The 17,533-nt window shown below is 61.5% G+C and carries 15 protein-coding genes; 11 read left to right on the top strand and 4 right to left on the bottom strand.

The features are described from left to right. Nucleotides 1-27: 27 nt before the first annotated feature. Nucleotides 28-1,698 carry a lactate permease LctP family transporter gene (locus M1D87_RS22925; protein WP_123083933.1) on the bottom strand — a complete coding sequence of 557 codons (1,671 nt, stop codon included), beginning with the start codon at nucleotides 1,696-1,698 and terminating at the stop codon, nucleotides 28-30. A 256-nt stretch (nucleotides 1,699-1,954) separates the two neighbouring features. On the opposite strand from M1D87_RS22925, the gene M1D87_RS22920 reads away from it, so the two are divergent. Further along, on the top strand, nucleotides 1,955-2,722 hold the full coding sequence (locus M1D87_RS22920; RefSeq protein ID WP_013974301.1) for an FCD domain-containing protein: 768 nt from the start codon (nucleotides 1,955-1,957) through the stop codon (nucleotides 2,720-2,722). A gap of 134 nt (nucleotides 2,723-2,856) precedes the next feature. Here M1D87_RS22920 and smpB read toward each other — a convergent pair whose 3' ends face one another. Beyond that, a complete protein-coding gene (smpB, locus tag M1D87_RS22915) occupies nucleotides 2,857-3,339 on the bottom strand; it encodes an SsrA-binding protein SmpB (protein WP_013974300.1) in 483 nt (160 codons plus the stop codon). Nucleotides 3,340-3,501: 162 nt separating this feature from the next. On the opposite strand from smpB, the gene M1D87_RS22910 reads away from it, so the two are divergent. Further along, nucleotides 3,502-3,936, top strand: a complete 435-nt coding sequence (locus M1D87_RS22910) for a type II toxin-antitoxin system RatA family toxin (RefSeq protein WP_003258078.1) — start codon at nucleotides 3,502-3,504, stop codon at nucleotides 3,934-3,936. Nucleotides 3,937-3,997: 61 nt separating this feature from the next. On the opposite strand, the gene M1D87_RS22905 is transcribed toward M1D87_RS22910, so the two are convergent. Further along, the gene (locus tag M1D87_RS22905) at nucleotides 3,998-4,531 is read right to left on the bottom strand and encodes an outer membrane protein assembly factor BamE (protein ID WP_025340711.1); all 534 of its coding nucleotides are present in this window, start codon (nucleotides 4,529-4,531) and stop codon (nucleotides 3,998-4,000) included. A 97-nt stretch (nucleotides 4,532-4,628) separates the two neighbouring features. Between M1D87_RS22905 and fur the strand changes: the two genes are divergently transcribed. Further along, the gene (gene fur, locus M1D87_RS22900) at nucleotides 4,629-5,033 is read left to right on the top strand and encodes a ferric iron uptake transcriptional regulator (RefSeq protein WP_015271870.1); all 405 of its coding nucleotides are present in this window, start codon (nucleotides 4,629-4,631) and stop codon (nucleotides 5,031-5,033) included. A 192-nt stretch (nucleotides 5,034-5,225) separates the two neighbouring features. On the opposite strand, the gene recN is transcribed toward fur, so the two are convergent. Then, nucleotides 5,226-6,899 (bottom strand): DNA repair protein RecN, encoded by a 1,674-nt coding sequence (gene recN, locus M1D87_RS22895; protein ID WP_061551376.1) that lies wholly within the window; start codon nucleotides 6,897-6,899, stop codon nucleotides 5,226-5,228. A gap of 191 nt (nucleotides 6,900-7,090) precedes the next feature. Here recN and grpE point away from each other — a divergent pair, with 191 nt between their 5' ends. The 8 genes from grpE to M1D87_RS22855 all read left to right on the top strand — a co-directional run bounded on the left by grpE (nucleotide 7,091) and on the right by M1D87_RS22855 (nucleotide 17,505). Next, complete coding sequence (gene grpE / locus M1D87_RS22890; protein WP_003258073.1) at nucleotides 7,091-7,648, top strand: nucleotide exchange factor GrpE; 558 nt, start codon at nucleotides 7,091-7,093, stop codon at nucleotides 7,646-7,648. 101 nt (nucleotides 7,649-7,749) lie between these two features. After that, nucleotides 7,750-9,675 carry a molecular chaperone DnaK gene (gene dnaK, locus M1D87_RS22885; protein WP_015271867.1) on the top strand — a complete coding sequence of 642 codons (1,926 nt, stop codon included), beginning with the start codon at nucleotides 7,750-7,752 and terminating at the stop codon, nucleotides 9,673-9,675. Nucleotides 9,676-9,872: 197 nt separating this feature from the next. Then, complete coding sequence (dnaJ, locus tag M1D87_RS22880) at nucleotides 9,873-10,997, top strand: molecular chaperone DnaJ (protein WP_013974296.1); 1,125 nt, start codon at nucleotides 9,873-9,875, stop codon at nucleotides 10,995-10,997. 13 nt (nucleotides 10,998-11,010) lie between these two features. Beyond that, nucleotides 11,011-11,817: a 4-hydroxy-tetrahydrodipicolinate reductase gene (dapB, locus tag M1D87_RS22875; protein ID WP_421091554.1), complete on the top strand. Its 807-nt coding sequence runs from the start codon at nucleotides 11,011-11,013 to the stop codon at nucleotides 11,815-11,817. A 327-nt stretch (nucleotides 11,818-12,144) separates the two neighbouring features. Next, a complete protein-coding gene (gene carA, locus M1D87_RS22870; protein WP_013974294.1) occupies nucleotides 12,145-13,281 on the top strand; it encodes a glutamine-hydrolyzing carbamoyl-phosphate synthase small subunit in 1,137 nt (378 codons plus the stop codon). A 105-nt stretch (nucleotides 13,282-13,386) separates the two neighbouring features. Next, nucleotides 13,387-16,608 carry a carbamoyl-phosphate synthase large subunit gene (carB, locus tag M1D87_RS22865; RefSeq protein ID WP_015271865.1) on the top strand — a complete coding sequence of 1,074 codons (3,222 nt, stop codon included), beginning with the start codon at nucleotides 13,387-13,389 and terminating at the stop codon, nucleotides 16,606-16,608. Further along, nucleotides 16,605-17,087: a transcription elongation factor GreA gene (greA, locus tag M1D87_RS22860; RefSeq protein WP_003258067.1), complete on the top strand. Its 483-nt coding sequence runs from the start codon at nucleotides 16,605-16,607 to the stop codon at nucleotides 17,085-17,087. Before carB ends, greA begins: the two co-directional genes overlap by 4 nt. Next, nucleotides 17,065-17,505 carry a hypothetical protein gene (locus M1D87_RS22855; RefSeq protein ID WP_052261053.1) on the top strand — a complete coding sequence of 147 codons (441 nt, stop codon included), beginning with the start codon at nucleotides 17,065-17,067 and terminating at the stop codon, nucleotides 17,503-17,505. Before greA ends, M1D87_RS22855 begins: the two co-directional genes overlap by 23 nt. Nucleotides 17,506-17,533 lie beyond the last annotated feature (28 nt).

The raw sequence follows: 17,533 nt of genomic DNA, 5'->3' as shown, positions 1-17,533 counted from the left end.
GCGCGATGGCGCCCGGCCCCTTTCACTTTAGTGATGAACCAGCATGCCGGTCAGCCAGTAGGCCTGGATCAGGGTGATCAGGCCGACGATGGTGGCGAAGAACAGGCTGTGCTTGACGGTAAAGCGGAACAGGTCGGATTCCTTGCCAACCAGGCCGGTGGCGGCGCAAGCCACGGCGATCGACTGCGGCGAGATCATCTTGCCGGTCACGCCGCCGCTGGTGTTGGCCGCTACCAGCAGAGTGTCGTTGACCCCGATCTGGTGCGCGGTGGTGGCCTGCAACGAGCTGAACAGGGCGTTGGACGAGGTGTCGGAACCGGTCAGGAACACACCCAGCCAGCCGAGGAACGGCGAGAAGAACGGGAACGCGGCACCGGTACCGGCCAGCACCAGGGCCATGGTCGAGGACATGCCCGAGTAGTTGGTGACGAAGGCGAAGGCCAGCACCATGCCGATCGACAGGATTGGCCAGCGCAGCTCCCAGAAGGTTTCCTTGAAAGTGGTCAGACCAGTTTTGAGGTTGATCTTCAACACGGCCATGGAGATCAGCGCCGAGAGGAAGATCGCGGTGCCGGTGGCAGAGATCGGGTCGAGCTTGAACACCGCTGGCATGGCGGTTGGCGCGGCGACGATCGGTGCGGACTTGATCACCAGTTGGTCGAGGTGCGGGATAGCGAAGTTGAACACGAAGTTGTACATCGCGCCGCCCGGGGCGAAGGCCGCCTTGAACGGTTTCAGGGTCCAGATGGTGACCAGCACGGTGAGGATCAGGAACGGCGACCAGGCCTTGAAGATCTCGCCAAAGCTGTAGGGGCTTGGCTGGCTGCCGCTTGGCTGAACCACGGCGGCGCCGACGCTGCCTTTGGCTTCGGCGAACGAACGCTTGGGCTGCCAGACTTTCAGGAACAGGGTCAGGGCGATCAGGCTGGCCAGGGCCGAGGTGATGTCCGGAAGCTCCGGGCCGATGAAGTTCGAGGTGAAGTACTGGGTGACGGCGAAGCTCAGGCCGGCGACCAGGGCGGCAGGCCAGGTTTCCTTCACGCCACGCAGGCCGTCCATCATGAATACCAGCCAGAACGGTACGAACAGCGACAGCAGCGGCAGCTGGCGACCGGTCATGGCGCCAATGTGGAAGGCGTCGATACCGGTGACCTGGCCGGCCACGATGATCGGGATGCCCAGGGCGCCAAAGGCCACTGGCGCGGTGTTGGCGATCAGGCACAGGCCGGCGGCGTACAGCGGGTTGAAGCCCAGGCCCACCAGCAGCGCGGCAGTGATTGCCACCGGTGCACCAAAGCCCGCCGCACCTTCCAGGAAGGCACCGAAGCAGAAACCGATCAGCAGCACTTGCAGGCGCTGGTCGTCGGTAATCGACAGCACCGAGCTGCGGATCACTTCGAACTGGCCGCTCTTGACCGTGAGTTTGTACAGGAACACCGCGGCAACGATGATCCAGGCAATCGGCCAGAGGCCGTAGAGGAAGCCATAACCTGCAGCGGCGAATGCCATGTCGACAGGCATCTGGAAGGCGAAGATCGCCACCAGGATCGACAATGCGAGGGTGATGCTGCCGGCCACGTGGCCTTTGAGGCGGAACACGGCGAGGGCAAGGAAGAAGAAGACGATGGGGATGACCGCCGCCAGTGCGGACAGGCCAAGACTACCAAGCGGACTATAGATTTGTTGCCAGGTTTGCATATGGGGTGGCCCCTAATTGTTGTTGGTCAGGCACTGGCATTGGATAATTGGTAAGACCAATTTACAATGGCTGGGTGCTAGGTTAAAAGCGTCTTCGTGGGTGTGTCAATTTGTCCCGTGCAAAACTTTGGTCGTGTGCCGATGAGTGGGCATCTGATGGGCGGGGAAAATCGTCGCCTGGTGGGTGTTTGCAAGGCCCGGATCGGCGAGAATAGGCGCCCCCTGAAATCTGCCGGGGGTTTGTGGAGAGCATGTGATGGTTTTTGATCAGGTCCGCCAACGGCGCCTGTCCGACGACATCGTCGATCGGTTGGAAGGGATGATTCTGGAAGGTACGCTGACCTCGGGTCAGCGGCTGCCGGCCGAGCGCGTCCTTGCCGAGCAGTTCGGCGTGTCCCGCCCGTCACTGCGTGAGGCGATCCAGAAGCTGGTGGCCAAGGGGCTGCTGGTCAGCCGCCAGGGTGGGGGCAATTTTGTCGCCGAGTCTCTGGGGTCCACTTTCAGCGACCCATTGCTGCAACTGCTTGAGCACAGTGCCGAGGCGCAGCGTGACCTGCTCGAATTCCGCCATACCCTGGAGGCGTCCTGCGCCTACTACGCGGCCCAGCGCGCCACCCAGCCGGACCGGGCACGCCTCAAGGCGGCCTTCGATGCGCTGCAGGACTGCTATGCCAGGGCCGACGAAGTGACCCGGGCGGAGGAAGGCGCGGCCGATGCGCGCTTCCACCTGGCGATTGCCGAGGCCAGCCATAATGCCGTGTTGCTGCACACCATTCGGGGCTTGTTCGACCTGCTCAAGCGCAACGTGGTGACCAACATCGGCGGCATGTACCAGCAACGGACGGAGACCCGGGACATGCTGATAAGTCAGCACCGGGAGCTGTACCTGGCGATAGTCGAGGGCAGGGCAGAGGATGCGCGGGAAGTGTCCAGCCGGCACATTCTGTATGTGCAGGAGGTGCTGGAAGAGGCGCATGAAGAAGCGCAGCGAGTGGCGCGGGCGGAGCGGCGTAGCGGGCGTTGAGATTTGTACTGGCAGTGCTGGCCTCTTCGCGGGTAAACCCGCTCCCACAGAGACCGCACCGAATCTGAACTCAGTGTTAATCCTCTGGGAGCGGGTTTACCCGCGAAGAGGCCGGAACAGGCTAAGAAGAGGTATTACTCTTCCTTGCCCTTGTTCCGCACAGCCCGCTGCAGCTCGCGGTTGGAATCGCGCTCGCGCATGGTGTCGCGCTTGTCGAATTCCTTCTTGCCCTTGCCCAGTGCGATTTCGCACTTGATCAGGTGCTTGCTCCAGTACAGCGCCAGGGCCACGCAGGTGTAGCCTTTTTGCGCCACGGCCGCTTCCAGGCGCTCGAGCTCGCGCTTGTTCAGCAGCAGCTTGCGAGTGCGGATGGGGTCGGCTATGACGTGGGTGCTGGCCGTGGTCAGCGGGGTGATGTGGCTGCCGAACAGCCAGGCCTCACCGTCCTTCAGCAGCACGTAGCTGTCAGTCAGGTGCGCCTTGCCGGCTCGCAGGCTTTTTACTTCCCAGCCGGACAGGACCAGCCCGGCCTCGAACTTGTGTTCGATGAAGTAATCGTGTCGCGCCTTCTTGTTCTGCGCGATGGTCCCGGTCGGATGTTTCTTTTGTTTAGCCATAGGGGCGGCATTATAGGCAGTCGCCGCGTCGTCGGCTATGGGATTTCGGTGTGCTTGAGCCACTGCAATGAATACCGGACAATACAGCCCCTGTCTTTGCGACAGAACCTGTTTTCGGCACGCTGCGAAGCGCCGCCACCCAGCCTTGGAAGTGATGCCTGGATGACTACCCATATTCAACGCTCCGCCCTGCTGCCGTATCCCGCCCAGGCGCTCTACGATCTGGTCAACGATGTGGCCAGCTACCCGCAGTTTCTGCCTTGGTGCTCGGCCTCGACGGTGATCGAAGCCAGCGACACGCACATGCGTGCCAAGCTCGAAGTAGCCAAGGGCGGCATGAGCCAGCACTTCGTCACGCGCAATGTACTGGTGCCGGGGCAGTCTATCGAGATGAACCTGGAGGAGGGGCCGTTCACCCAGTTGCATGGCCTTTGGGTGTTCAAGCCGCTGGGTGAAAAGGCCTGCAAGATCAGCCTGGACCTTTCGTTCGACTATGCTGGCCCGCTGGTGCGCGCGACTTTGGGGCCGCTGTTCAACCAGGCGGCAAATACGCTGGTGGATGCGTTTTGCCAGCGTGCCAAGCAACTGAATGCCTGACTGAAACAGCGGCAACAAAAAGCCCGGACCAGGTCCGGGCTTTTTTGTATCTGCTCGCCGCTTATTGAGGCGAGGTTTCCAGCGGCGCTGGAGTCGGGACCGGGGTGGTCTCGATGGTGTCGATTTCGCGCTGGATAGATTCTTCCACCGAACCTGGCTTGGCCGGTTTTTCTTCAGGCTGCACGGTTGGCTGCTCTGGCTGGTTGGCCGGGCTGACCGTGGTGTCGCTGCTGCCACCGAGGATTTCCTGGTCGCGGCTGACGCCTGGCATGAAGTCGCCGGACAGGCTCACCAACTGGTCGCTTTCGTTGAAGAACACGCTCATGCGTTCCTGCTGGCGTTTGCCGCCGCCTGGCTGCAGGCTGTACAGGTAATCCCAACGGTTGGTGTTGAAGGTGTCCTGGATTAGCGGGTTACCCATGATAAACCTTACTTGCCGGCGGGTCATTCCGGGGCGCAATTGGTCTATCATGTCTTGCGTAACGACATTGCCCTGCTGGATGTCGATTTTGTAAACCCCGGGAAACGAGCAACCGGCGAGTGCGAGCAGTCCCACTAGGGTGAGGCTGGTTAGCAAGAGCTTGGTGTTTTGCATCGGTGGGCGACTTCCACTATCTTGGCTGGACAACGTAAACCCCGATCATACCCGTATTAAGAGAAGCTGCGAAGCAGCATCGGCGAGAAAGCTGACCATGGTTGAAAATAGCGAATTGCGCAAAGCCGGTCTCAAGGTGACCCTGCCTCGAGTCAAGATCCTTCAGATGCTCGACTCCACCGAGCAGCGTCACATGAGCGCCGAGGATGTCTACAAGGCGCTGATGGAGGCTGGCGAGGACGTAGGCCTGGCCACCGTCTACCGCGTACTGACCCAGTTCGAAGCGGCGGGTCTGGTGGTTCGCCACAACTTCGACGGCGGTCATGCGGTGTTCGAACTGGCCGATGGCGGTCATCACGACCATATGGTCAACGTGGAGACCAGTGAAGTCATCGAGTTCATGGATGCCGAGATCGAGAAACGCCAGCGCGAAATCGTGGCCGAGCATGGCTACGAGCTGGTGGATCACAATCTGGTCCTGTACGTACGTAAAAAGAAGTAACGATTTCTTATCGTTATAAATGACAAAGGCGACCTTCGGGTCGCCTTTGTGCTTTCTGAGGCAGAGAGCGGTGTCGTTTGTGCCGACCTCTTCGCGGGTAAACCCGCTCCCACAGGTACTGCGCAGGCTCAGGTCCGGTGAATATCCTGTGGGAGCGGGTTTACCCGCGAATGGGCCTGAAAAAAGCAGGGTTCAGGCCTTGCCGCTCACAACCATCTTGCGCGCATGCGCCAGGGATTCCTTGGTCAGGTCTATGCCGCCCAGCATCCGCGCCACTTCCTCTACTCGCTCGCGCTTGCCCAGGTTGGCCACGGCGGTGTGGGTGGTGTCGCTGTTGCGCACCTTGTGCACGAACAGGTGGTGATGCCCTTGTGCCGCCACCTGCGGCAGGTGGGTTACGGTCAGCACTTGGCCTCGCTCGCCTAGGCGGCGCAGCAATTGGCCGACGATTTCGGCAGTAGGCCCGCCGATACCGACGTCGACTTCGTCGAACACCAGGGTGGGAATGCGCGAGGTCTGCGCGGTAATCACCTGGATCGCCAGGCTGATGCGGGACAGTTCACCGCCTGAGGCCACCTTGGCCAGGCCCTTGAGCGGCTGGCCAGGGTTGGCGCTGACCAGTAGCTCGATCTGCTCCAGGCCATGGGGCGAAAGGTCTGCTCCTTCATTGGGTGTAAGTGCGATACAGAAGCGCCCGCCAGGCATGCCCAGGCGCTGGATCTCCTGCTCGACGGCCACCGCCAACTGCTGGGCAGCCTGCTGGCGCAGCGCGCTGAGCTCGAGCGCCTTCTCTTTATAATGCTGGGCGAAAGCGGCCAGTTCTTCACCCAATCGCTCGATCGACTCATCACTGGCGTTCAGGCCCTCCAGCTCTTCCATCAGTTGCTGCTGCAGGTGGGGCAGTTCGGTTGGGTGCACTCGGTGTTTGCGTGCCAGCGTATAGATAGTGTCGAGGCGTTCTTCCAGTGCCTGCAGGCGCATGGGGTCGGCGTCGAAGTTGTCGAGGAAACGGTTGAGCTCGCCCACGGCTTCCTCGACCTGAATCTGCGCGCTGGCGATCAGGTTGGCCGCTTCGCCCAGTGCCTTTGGCGAATTGGGGGCGGCACCCAGGCGGTTGAGGCTGGAGGTGAGGGCGCTGAGCACGTTGCCCGAATCGCTTTCGCTGCACTGGTCGATGACCTGGCGGCAGATGCCGAACAAGGCTTCGGCGCTGGTCAGGTTCTTGTGTTCCTGCTCCAACTGCTCCAGTTCGTATTCACCCAGGCCGAGGTTGTCCAGTTCCTCCAGCTGGTAGCTCAGCAGCTGATGGCGGGCGCGCTGCTCATCGCCGGAGTTGGACAGGCGCTCCAGCTCCAGGCGGGTCTGGTTCCAGCGCTTGGCCGCCAGCTGTACCTGACGGGCCAGGTCGACGGCGCCGGCGTACTCGTCGAGCAGGCGGCGATGGGTGTCGGTCTTGAGTAGTGACTGGTGCTCGTGCTGACTGTGGATATCGATCAGCAGCTCGCCCAGTGCCTTGAGGTCGCCGAGCGGGCAGGGGGTGCCATTGATGTAGCCGCGGCTGCGGCCTTCGGCGGTGATCACCCGGCGCAGGATGCACAAGCCGTCGTTGTCCAGGTCACGCTCGGCCAGCCAGGCATGCGCCTCGGGGATGTCCACCAGGTCGAAGGTGGCGAGGATGTCTGCCTTGTCCGTGCCGGGGCGCACCACGCCACTGTCGGCCCGGTCGCCCAGGGCCAGACCGAGGGCATCGAGCATGATCGATTTGCCTGCACCGGTCTCACCGGTGATGACGGACATGCCTCGGGCGATCTCGAGGTCGAGGTGCTCGACGATGGCGTAGTTGTGAATGGACAGGTGCACCAGCATGGGGCGGCTCCCGAAAGTCAGGTCTGGTTATTTATACAGTACTTTTTTCAGGCCTGCCAATGCCCCTTGGCAGATTCTGTTGCAGCCGGGAAAACGACCTTGCCCCTTGAAGCTGGTTTTTCCGGCCCCATATAGCCGACATCAATGGCGAGCCTGGCTCGCAGTCCACAAAATTGCGCAGGAGAGACCCCATGGCTGACGAACAGCTGAACGAGAAAGACCTTAACGTCGAAGAGACCGGTGCAGGTAATGCTGCCGATGCCCGCGTCCTGGAACTCGAGGAGCAGCTGGCCGCCGCCAAGGACCAGGCGCTGCGCGCCGTTGCCGACGTGCAGAACGCTCGTCGTCGTGCCGAGCAGGATGTCGAGAAAGCCCACAAGTTTGCCCTCGAGAAGTTCTCGGGCGACCTGCTGCCGGTGATCGACAGCCTGGAACTGGCCCTGGCGCACTCCAGTGCCGACGATGAGCACGTCAAGCAGATCCGCGAGGGTGTCGAGCTGACCCTGAAGATGTTCCAGGACACTCTCAAGCGCTACAACCTCGAAGCAGTCGACCCGCACGGCCAGCCGTTCAACCCAGAGCACCACCAGGCCATGGCCATGCAGGAAAACGCCGAAGTTGAGCCGAACAGCGTGCTGAACGTGTTCCAGAAGGGCTATCTGCTCAACGGTCGTCTGCTGCGCCCCGCCATGGTGGTGGTCAGCAAGGCGCCAAGCGCGGCGCAACCCTCGATCAATGAGAAGGCTTGAAATCCATCCGGGCATCCCCATCTAGGTGTCAAGCCTTCAAGTATTACCGCAGTTGGCCAAAGTAGTCGCTGCTACCAAATTCAAGTTTCGGGAGAGTTAACATGGGTAAAATCATCGGTATCGACCTGGGGACCACCAACTCGTGCGTCTCTGTTCTGGAAAACGGTAACGTCAAGGTCATCGAAAACGCCGAAGGTGCGCGTACCACCCCTTCGATCGTGGCCTACGCCAATGACGGCGAAATCCTGGTTGGTCAGTCGGCCAAGCGTCAGGCGGTCACCAACCCGCACAACACTCTGTTCGCAGTGAAGCGCCTGATCGGCCGCCGCTTCGAAGAGGATGTTGTACAGAAAGACATCAAGCTGGTGCCTTACAAGATCGTCAAGGCCAGCAATGGCGACGCCTGGGTACAGGCCAGTGGCAAGGACATGGCTCCGCCGCAGATCAGCGCCGAAGTCCTGAAGAAAATGAAGAAAACCGCCGAAGACTACCTCGGCGAGCCAGTTACCGAAGCGGTCATCACCGTTCCGGCCTACTTCAATGACAGCCAGCGTCAGGCCACCAAGGATGCCGGTCGCATCGCTGGCCTGGATGTAAAACGCATCATCAACGAGCCAACTGCCGCTGCACTGGCTTACGGCATGGACAAGGCCAAGGGCGACCACACCGTCATCGTTTATGACCTGGGTGGTGGTACCTTCGACGTTTCGGTCATCGAGATTGCCGAAGTCGATGGTGAGCATCAGTTCGAAGTACTGGCTACCAATGGCGACACCTTCCTGGGTGGCGAAGACTTCGACATGCGCCTGATCGACTACCTCGTCGACGAGTTCAAGAAAGAGTCCGGCATGGACCTGAAGAACGATCCGCTGGCACTGCAGCGCCTGAAAGAAGCCGCTGAAAAGGCCAAGATCGAACTGTCCTCCGCTCAGTCGACCGACGTAAACCTGCCGTACATCACTGCAGACGCTACCGGTCCGAAGCACCTGAACGTGAAGATTTCCCGCGCCAAGCTGGAATCGCTGGTCGAAGACCTGGTTGCCCGTACCATCGAGCCTTGCCGTATCGCCCTGAAGGACGCCGGTATCGATGCAAGCAAGATCGACGACGTGATCCTGGTCGGTGGCCAGACCCGTATGCCGCTGGTGCAGAAAGCCGTTGCCGACTTCTTCGGTAAAGAAGCGCGCAAGGACGTCAACCCGGACGAAGCCGTGGCCATGGGTGCAGCCATCCAGGGCGCGGTGCTGGCTGGTGACGTCAAGGACGTACTGCTGCTGGACGTCAGCCCGCTGACCCTTGGTATCGAAACCATGGGTGGCGTGATGACTTCGCTGATCGAGAAGAACACCACCATCCCGACCAAGAAGTCGCAGGTGTTCTCGACTGCCGACGACAACCAGGGTGCCGTGACCATTCACGTGCTGCAGGGTGAGCGCAAGCAGGCTGCACAGAACAAGTCGCTGGGCAAGTTCGACCTGGCTGACATTCCGCCGGCTCCACGTGGCGTTCCACAGATCGAAGTAACCTTCGACATCGACGCCAACGGCATCCTGCACGTCAGTGCCAAGGACAAGGCTACCGGCAAGTCGCAGTCGATCGTGATCAAGGCCAACTCCGGCCTGTCGGACGAAGAGATCGAGCGCATGGTGCGTGACGCCGAGGCCAACGCCGAGGAAGACCGCAAGTTCGAAGAGCTGGCCGCTGCCCGTAACCAGGGTGATGCGCTGGTTCACTCGACCCGCAAGATGGTCGCTGACGCTGGTGACAAGGTTACCGCTGAAGAGAAAGCCGCCATCGAGGCTGCGGTTGTTGCCCTGGAAGCCGCTGTCAAAGGCGACGACAAGGCTGCCATCGACGCCAAGGTCGAGGAGCTGTCCAAGGTTTCGGCGCCGGTTGCCCAGAAGATGTACGCCGAGCAGTCGGCCGAACAGCCTCAGGGCGGCGCGCAGCAGGCCGAGCCGGAAGCCAAGCACGATGACGTGGTTGACGCTGAGTTCGAAGAAGTGAAAGACAACAACAAGCAGTAATCCCTGCATGTTGTCGGCCAGTTCACCGCCGTTTGGTGGTGAGCTGGTAGGATGTCGCCGCGCGGGGGCTTGCTCCCGCGTTGGCGTATCTGGAATTCGAGAATTTTTACAGCATCTGTCGGTGGCCCTGGTGGGCAAAGGGCGGGTGCTGATGGCGTGGCGCAGATGCCAGACGCCCAACAAGGTGCAAATGACCTATGTCCAAGCGTGATTATTATGAGGTATTGGGTGTCGAGCGCGGCGCCAGCGAATCAGACCTCAAGAAGGCTTACCGTCGCCTGGCGATGAAGTACCATCCGGACCGCAACCCAGGCGACAAAGAGTCGGAAGACAAGTTCAAGGAGGCCAACGAGGCCTACGAAGTGCTGTCTGACGCCAGCAAGCGTGCTGCGTTCGACCAGTACGGTCATGCGGGTGTGGACCCGAGCATGGGTGGTGGTGGCGCCGGTTTCGGTGGTGCCAACTTCTCCGACATCTTCGGTGATGTGTTCAGCGACTTCTTCGGGGGCGGCCGTGGCGGCTCGCGTGGTGGTGCTCAGCGCGGCAGTGACCTGCGCTACACCCTGGAACTGAACCTGGAAGAAGCGGTACGTGGCACCACGGTCAGCATCCGTGTGCCGACGCTGGTCAACTGCCAGCCGTGCGACGGCTCTGGTGCCAAGAAGGGCTCGACCCCATCTACCTGCCCGACTTGTGGCGGTATCGGCCAGGTGCGCATGCAGCAAGGCTTCTTCTCGGTACAGCAGACCTGCCCGCGCTGCCATGGCCAGGGCAAGATCATTACCGACCCATGCACCTCGTGCCACGGCGAAGGCCGTGTCGAGGAATACAAGACGCTGTCGGTCAAGGTGCCGGCAGGTGTCGATACCGGCGACCGCATCCGTCTGTCGGGCGAGGGCGAGGCCGGTACCCATGGTGGCCCTACCGGCGACCTGTATGTGGTGATCAACGTGCGTGAGCACGAGATCTTCCAGCGAGATGGCAAGCACCTGTACTGCGAAGTACCGATCAGCTACACCGATGCCGCCTTGGGTGGCGAGCTGGAAGTGCCGACCCTCGATGGGCGGGTGAAGCTGAAGATCCCGGAAGGTACCCAGACCGGCAAGCAGTTCCGCCTGCGCGGCAAGGGTGTTGCCCCGGTGCGCGGTGGTGGTGCGGGTGACCTGCTGTGCCGCGTGGCGGTGGAAACCCCGGTCAACCTCAGCCGCCGCCAGCGCGAGTTGCTCGAAGAGCTGCGTGATTCGCTGGAAGGCGATAGCTCCCACTCGCCCAAGGCCAGTGGCTGGTTCGATGGCGTGAAGCGCTTCTTCGGCGATCTCTGACAAGGAAATGGCTATGCGACGTATTGCAGTGATGGGCGCGGCAGGGCGGATGGGCAAGACCCTCGTCGAGGCCGTGCAGCAACAGGCTCCCCAGGCGGGCCTGACGGCGGCGATAGACCGCCCGGACAGCTTGCTGGTTGGGGCTGATGCCGGTGAGTTGGCGGCCCTGGGCCGTATTGGTGTGCCGATTTCCGACGACCTGTCCAAGGTGGTCGACGAGTTCGACGTGCTGATCGATTTCACTCACCCTTCGGTGACCTTGAAGAACCTGGCGTTCTGCCGCAAGGCGGGCAAGGCCATGGTCATTGGCACTACTGGCTTCACGCCGGAAGAGAAGCAGCTGCTGGCCGAGGCCGGCAAGGAAATCCCGATCGTTTTTGCCGCCAACTTCAGTGTCGGCGTCAACCTGTGCCTTAAGCTGCTGGATACCGCAGCGCGCGTGCTGGGTGACGATGTGGATATCGAAATCCTCGAGGCGCACCACCGGCACAAGGTTGATGCGCCGTCGGGCACCGCGCTACGCATGGGTGAAGTGGTTGCCCAGGCGCTGGGTCGCAACCTGCAGGAAGTGGCCGTGTATGGCCGTGAAGGGCAGACCGGTGCACGTGAGCGTCAGACCATCGGCTTCGCCACCGTGCGTGCTGGAGATGTGGTGGGTGACCATACCGTGCTGTTCGCCGCTGAAGGCGAGCGCGTCGAGATTACCCACAAGGCTTCCAGCCGCATGACCTTTGCCAAGGGCGCCGTGCGTGCGGCGCTGTGGCTGGACGGGCGCGAGCCTGGCCTGTACGACATGCAGGATGTGCTCGAGCTGCGTTAAGCAGTTTGAACTGTGTTGGCTTCTTCGCGGGTAAACCCGCTCCTACAGGTACAGCGTTGCCCTCAGGCATGGCGCTATCCCTGTAGGAGCGGGTTTACCCGCGAAGAAGCCGGCACAGATGTCAGCCTGTCGCATTGATGTGTTTTAGAGGCACATCCGCGGTAGACCGAAAACGCACTTTTCTGTAAGCTACAGCTTTAGTGTGTCCACTAAAAGCGCGCAGCGAATTGAATTCAGCACATGAAAGCGGGGTGACGTGTCCATACGTCACTCCGCTTTTTTGCAACCTGCGATCGCCCTTTCATGCTTGATTTACGGGAGGTCTTCTTGACAAAGCCAGCCATACTCGCCCTTGCCGACGGCAGTATTTTCCGCGGTGAAGCTATCGGTGCCGACGGTCAGACCGTTGGTGAGGTGGTATTCAACACCGCTATGACCGGCTACCAGGAAATCCTTACAGACCCTTCCTATGCGCAGCAAATCGTTACCCTGACCTACCCGCACATCGGCAATACCGGTACTACCCCGGAAGACGCCGAGTCGAACCGCGTCTGGTCCGCTGGCCTGGTCATTCGTGACCTGCCGCTGCTGGCCAGCAACTGGCGTAACACCCAGTCGCTGCCTGAGTACCTCAAGGCCAACAACGTCGTCGCCATCGCCGGCATCGACACCCGTCGCCTGACCCGAATCCTGCGTGAAAAGGGCGCTCAGAACGGTTGCATCCTCGCCGGTGACAACATCAGCGAAGAGGCCGCCATCGCCGCTGCCCGCGCCTTCCCGGGCCTGAAGGGCATGGACCTGGCCAAGGTCGTTTCCACCAAGGAACGCTACGAGTGGCGCTCCAGCGTGTGGGAACTGAAGACCGACAGCCATCCGACCATCGAAGCCGCTGACCTGCCTTACCACGTGGTCGCCTTCGACTACGGCGTCAAGCTGAACATCCTGCGCATGCTGGTTGCCCGTGGCTGCCGCGTGACCGTGGTGCCGGCCCAGACTCCGGCCAGCGAAGTGCTGGCACTCAACCCGGACGGCGTTTTCCTGTCCAACGGCCCTGGTGACCCCGAGCCTTGCGACTACGCCATCCAGGCGATCAAGGAAATCCTCGAGACCGAGATCCCGGTATTCGGCATCTGCCTGGGCCACCAGCTGCTGGCCCTGGCTTCTGGCGCCAAGACCGTGAAAATGGGCCATGGCCACCACGGTGCCAACCACCCGGTCCAGGATCTGGACACCGGTGTGGTCATGATCACCAGCCAGAACCACGGCTTTGCCGTTGACGAGGCCACCCTGCCGGGTAACGTCCGCGCCATCCACAAGTCGCTGTTCGACGGCACCCTGCAGGGTATCGAGCGCACCGACAAGAGCGCGTTCAGCTTCCAGGGCCACCCTGAAGCGAGCCCAGGCCCGACCGACGTCGCGCCACTGTTCGATCGTTTCATCGATGCCATGGCCAAGCGCCGCTGAGCATCCTGCTTCAAGGCCCCGGGCCGGCTTGCGCCGCGCCCGGAAGCGCCTGACCCAGATTGTTCAAAGCGGCTTGCCGACTGACCCCGGATTTGAGTGACAACCATGCCAAAACGTACAGATATCAAAAGCATCCTGATTCTCGGCGCTGGCCCGATCGTGATCGGCCAGGCCTGCGAATTCGACTACTCCGGCGCCCAGGCCTGTAAAGCCCTGCGCGAGGAAGGTTTCCGCGTCATCCTGGTGAACTCCAACCCAGCCACCATCATGACCGACCCGGCCATGGCCGACGCCACCTACATCGAGCCGATCAAGTGGCAGTCGGTGGCCAAGATCATCGAGAAAGAGCGCCCGGACGCACTGCTGCCGACCATGGGTGGCCAGACTGCACTGAACTGCGCCCTGGACCTGGAGCGCCACGGTGTTCTGGAAAAGTTCGGCGTGGAAATGATCGGTGCCAATGCCGACACCATCGACAAGGCCGAAGACCGCTCGCGCTTCGACAAGGCCATGAAAGACATCGGCCTGGAGTGCCCGCGCTCCGGTATCGCCCACAGCATGGAAGAAGCCAACGCCGTCCTCGAGCGCCTGGGCTTCCCGTGCATCATCCGTCCGTCGTTCACCATGGGCGGCACCGGTGGTGGTATCGCCTACAACCGTGAAGAATTCGAAGAAATCTGCGCCCGTGGCCTGGACCTGTCGCCGACCAAGGAACTGCTGATCGACGAATCGCTGATCGGCTGGAAGGAATACGAGATGGAGGTTGTCCGCGACAAGAAGGACAACTGCATCATCGTCTGCTCGATCGAGAACTTCGACCCGATGGGCGTGCACACCGGTGACTCGATCACTGTCGCCCCGGCACAGACCCTGACCGACAAGGAATACCAGATCATGCGCAACGCCTCCCTGGCGGTGCTGCGTGAAATCGGTGTTGAAACCGGCGGTTCCAACGTTCAGTTCGGTATCTGCCCGAACACAGGCCGCATGGTCGTGATCGAGATGAACCCGCGCGTTTCGCGTTCCTCGGCGCTGGCATCCAAGGCCACCGGCTTCCCGATCGCCAAGATCGCTGCCAAGCTGGCTGTCGGCTACACCCTCGACGAACTGCAGAACGACATCACCGGCGGCCGCACCCCGGCGTCCTTCGAGCCGTCGATCGACTACGTCGTCACCAAGCTGCCGCGTTTCGCCTTCGAGAAATTCCCGAAAGCCGACGCCCGCCTGACCACCCAGATGAAGTCCGTGGGTGAAGTCATGGCCATCGGTCGTACCTTCCAGGAGTCTCTGCAGAAAGCCCTGCGCGGCCTGGAAGTCGGCGCCTGCGGCCTCGACCCGAAAGTCGACCTGGCCAACCCTGAAGCCAGCAGCATCCTCAAGCGCGAGCTGACCGTACCGGGCGCCGAGCGTATCTGGTACGTGGCCGACGCCATGCGTGCCGGCATGACCTGCGAGCAGATCTTCGACCTGACCGGCATCGACATGTGGTTCCTGGTGCAGATGGAAGACCTGATCAAGGAAGAAGAGAAGGTCAAGACCCTGGCCCTGTCGTCGATCGACAAGGACTACATGCTGCGCCTCAAGCGCAAGGGCTTCTCTGACCAGCGCCTGGCCAAGCTGTTGGGTATTACCGACAAGAACCTGCGCCGTCACCGCCACAAGCTGGAAGTGTTCCCGGTGTACAAGCGCGTCGACACCTGCGCTGCCGAATTCGCTACCGACACCGCCTACCTGTACTCCACCTATGAGGAAGAGTGCGAGGCCAACCCGTCGACCCGCGACAAGATCATGATCCTGGGTGGCGGCCCTAACCGTATCGGCCAGGGTATCGAGTTCGACTACTGCTGCGTACACGCCGCACTGGCGCTGCGTGAAGACGGTTACGAGACCATCATGGTCAACTGCAACCCGGAAACCGTCTCCACCGACTACGACACTTCCGACCGCCTGTACTTCGAGCCGCTGACCCTGGAAGACGTGCTGGAAGTGTGCCGTGTCGAGAAGCCGAAAGGCGTGATCGTCCACTACGGTGGCCAGACCCCGCTGAAACTGGCTCGCGCGCTGGAAGAAGCCGGCGTACCGATCATCGGTACCAGCCCGGATGCCATCGACCGCGCTGAAGACCGCGAGCGCTTCCAGCAGATGGTTCAGCGCCTGAACCTGCTGCAGCCGCCAAACGCCACCGTGCGCAGCGAAGAAGAAGCCATCAGCGCTGCTGGCGGCATCGGCTATCCGCTGGTAGTGCGCCCGTCCTACGTACTGGGCGGCCGTGCCATGGAAATCGTCTACGAGCTGGACGAGCTCAAGCGCTACCTGCGCGAAGCCGTGCAGGTGTCCAACGACAGCCCGGTACTGCTCGACCACTTCCTCAACTGCGCCATCGAGATGGACGTGGATGCGGTGTGCGACGGCACCGATGTGGTGATCGGCGCCATCATGCAGCACATCGAGCAGGCCGGCGTTCACTCCGGCGACTCGGCATGCTCGCTGCCACCTTACTCGCTGAGCAAGGAAGTGCAGGACGAAGTCCGCGTACAGGTCAAGAAAATGGCTCTGGAGCTGGGCGTGGTCGGCCTGATGAACGTGCAGCTGGCCCTGCAGGGCGACAAGATCTACGTGATCGAAGTCAACCCGCGCGCTTCGCGTACCGTGCCGTTCGTCTCCAAGTGCATCGGCACCTCCCTGGCGATGATCGCGGCCCGCGTCATGGCCGGCAAAACCCTGAAAGAGCTGGGCTTCACCCAGGAAATCATCCCGAATTTCTACAGCGTCAAGGAAGCCGTCTTCCCGTTCGCCAAGTTCCCGGGGGTTGACCCGATCCTCGGCCCTGAGATGAAATCGACCGGTGAAGTCATGGGTGTCGGTGACAGCTTCGGTGAAGCCTTCGCCAAGGCCCAGATGGGTGCCAGCGAAGTACTGCCGACCGGCGGTACCGCATTCATCAGCGTGCGTGACGACGACAAGCCTCAAGTGGCTGGCGTTGCCCGCGACCTGATTGCCCTGGGCTTCGAAGTGGTCGCCACTGCCGGAACCGCCAAGGTTATCGAAGCGGCCGGCCTTAAAGTGCGCCGTGTGAACAAGGTGACCGAGGGTCGCCCGCACGTGGTCGACATGATCAAGAACGACGAGGTGTCGCTGATCATCAACACCACCGAAGGCCGTCAGTCGATCGCCGATTCCTACTCGATTCGTCGCAATGCGCTGCAGCACAAAATTTACTGCACCACCACCATTGCGGCCGGTGAAGCCATCTGCGAGGCGCTGAAATTTGGTCCGGAAAAGACCGTTCGCCGCCTGCAGGATCTGCATGCAGGACTGAAAGCATGAGCATTACCAAGTACCCGATGACCGTCCAGGGCGCTCGCGCCCTGGAAGAGGAGCTGCTCTTCCTGAGCAAGACCGAGCGCCCGCGCCTGAGCCAGGCCATTGGTGAAGCGCGCGAACTGGGTGACCTGAAGGAAAATGCCGAATACCACGCTGCTCGTGAAGAGCAGGGCATGGTCGAGGCGCGTATCCGCGATATCGAAGGTCGTCTGCAGAACTCGGTGGTGATCGATGTGACTACCATTGCCCACACCGGCAAGGTCATCTTCGGCACCACCGTGGACCTGGAAAACACCGAAACCGGTGACCAGGTGACCTACCAGATCGTTGGCGAGGATGAGGCCGACGTGAAGAAGGGCAAACTGTCGAACAGTGCGCCGATCGCCCGCGCCATCATTGGCAAGGAAGAAGGGGATACCGTTGTCGTCAAGACGCCGAACGGTACGGTCGAGTACGAGATTGTCGAAGTCAAGCACATCTGACCGGCGCCTGCGGGCGCCATCCCTCGAGGGGATCCTCTGGCAACTGGCCCAGGTTTTCTGGGTCGGCGGCTTGTGGGTGTTTCACGTGGGGTTGGTGCCCGCGCTCAAGGTCAGTGGCCTGGCGCCGCTGCTGGTGCAGGATGTCGCCGGGCAGATCGACCGCTGGTTGATCGGCGTGGCGCTGCTTGGCTTGTTGACCCAGCTGGCGGTGCTGGCAAGGGTGGACGGCCTGTCGGCCTGGTGGCGGCAGTTCCGCGGCCAGATGCTGCTGCTCGGCTTCGGTGCCTGCGTGGGGTATTACACCTTGCGCTACGGTATTTCCGTTGGCGAGCGTTGGCAGCTGCTCTGTTTCCTGGTGCTGGGCTTTTCCGGCATCGTGCTGGTGGCCCAGCCGGTTCCGGTCAAGGTGCGCCGCTAAGCGGCTCGAGATCGCTGGAGCCGCTTAG

It is taken from the genome of Pseudomonas sp. SA233 (genome assembly GCF_054792385.1).
This window is presented reverse-complemented; position numbering and strand designations above follow the sequence as displayed.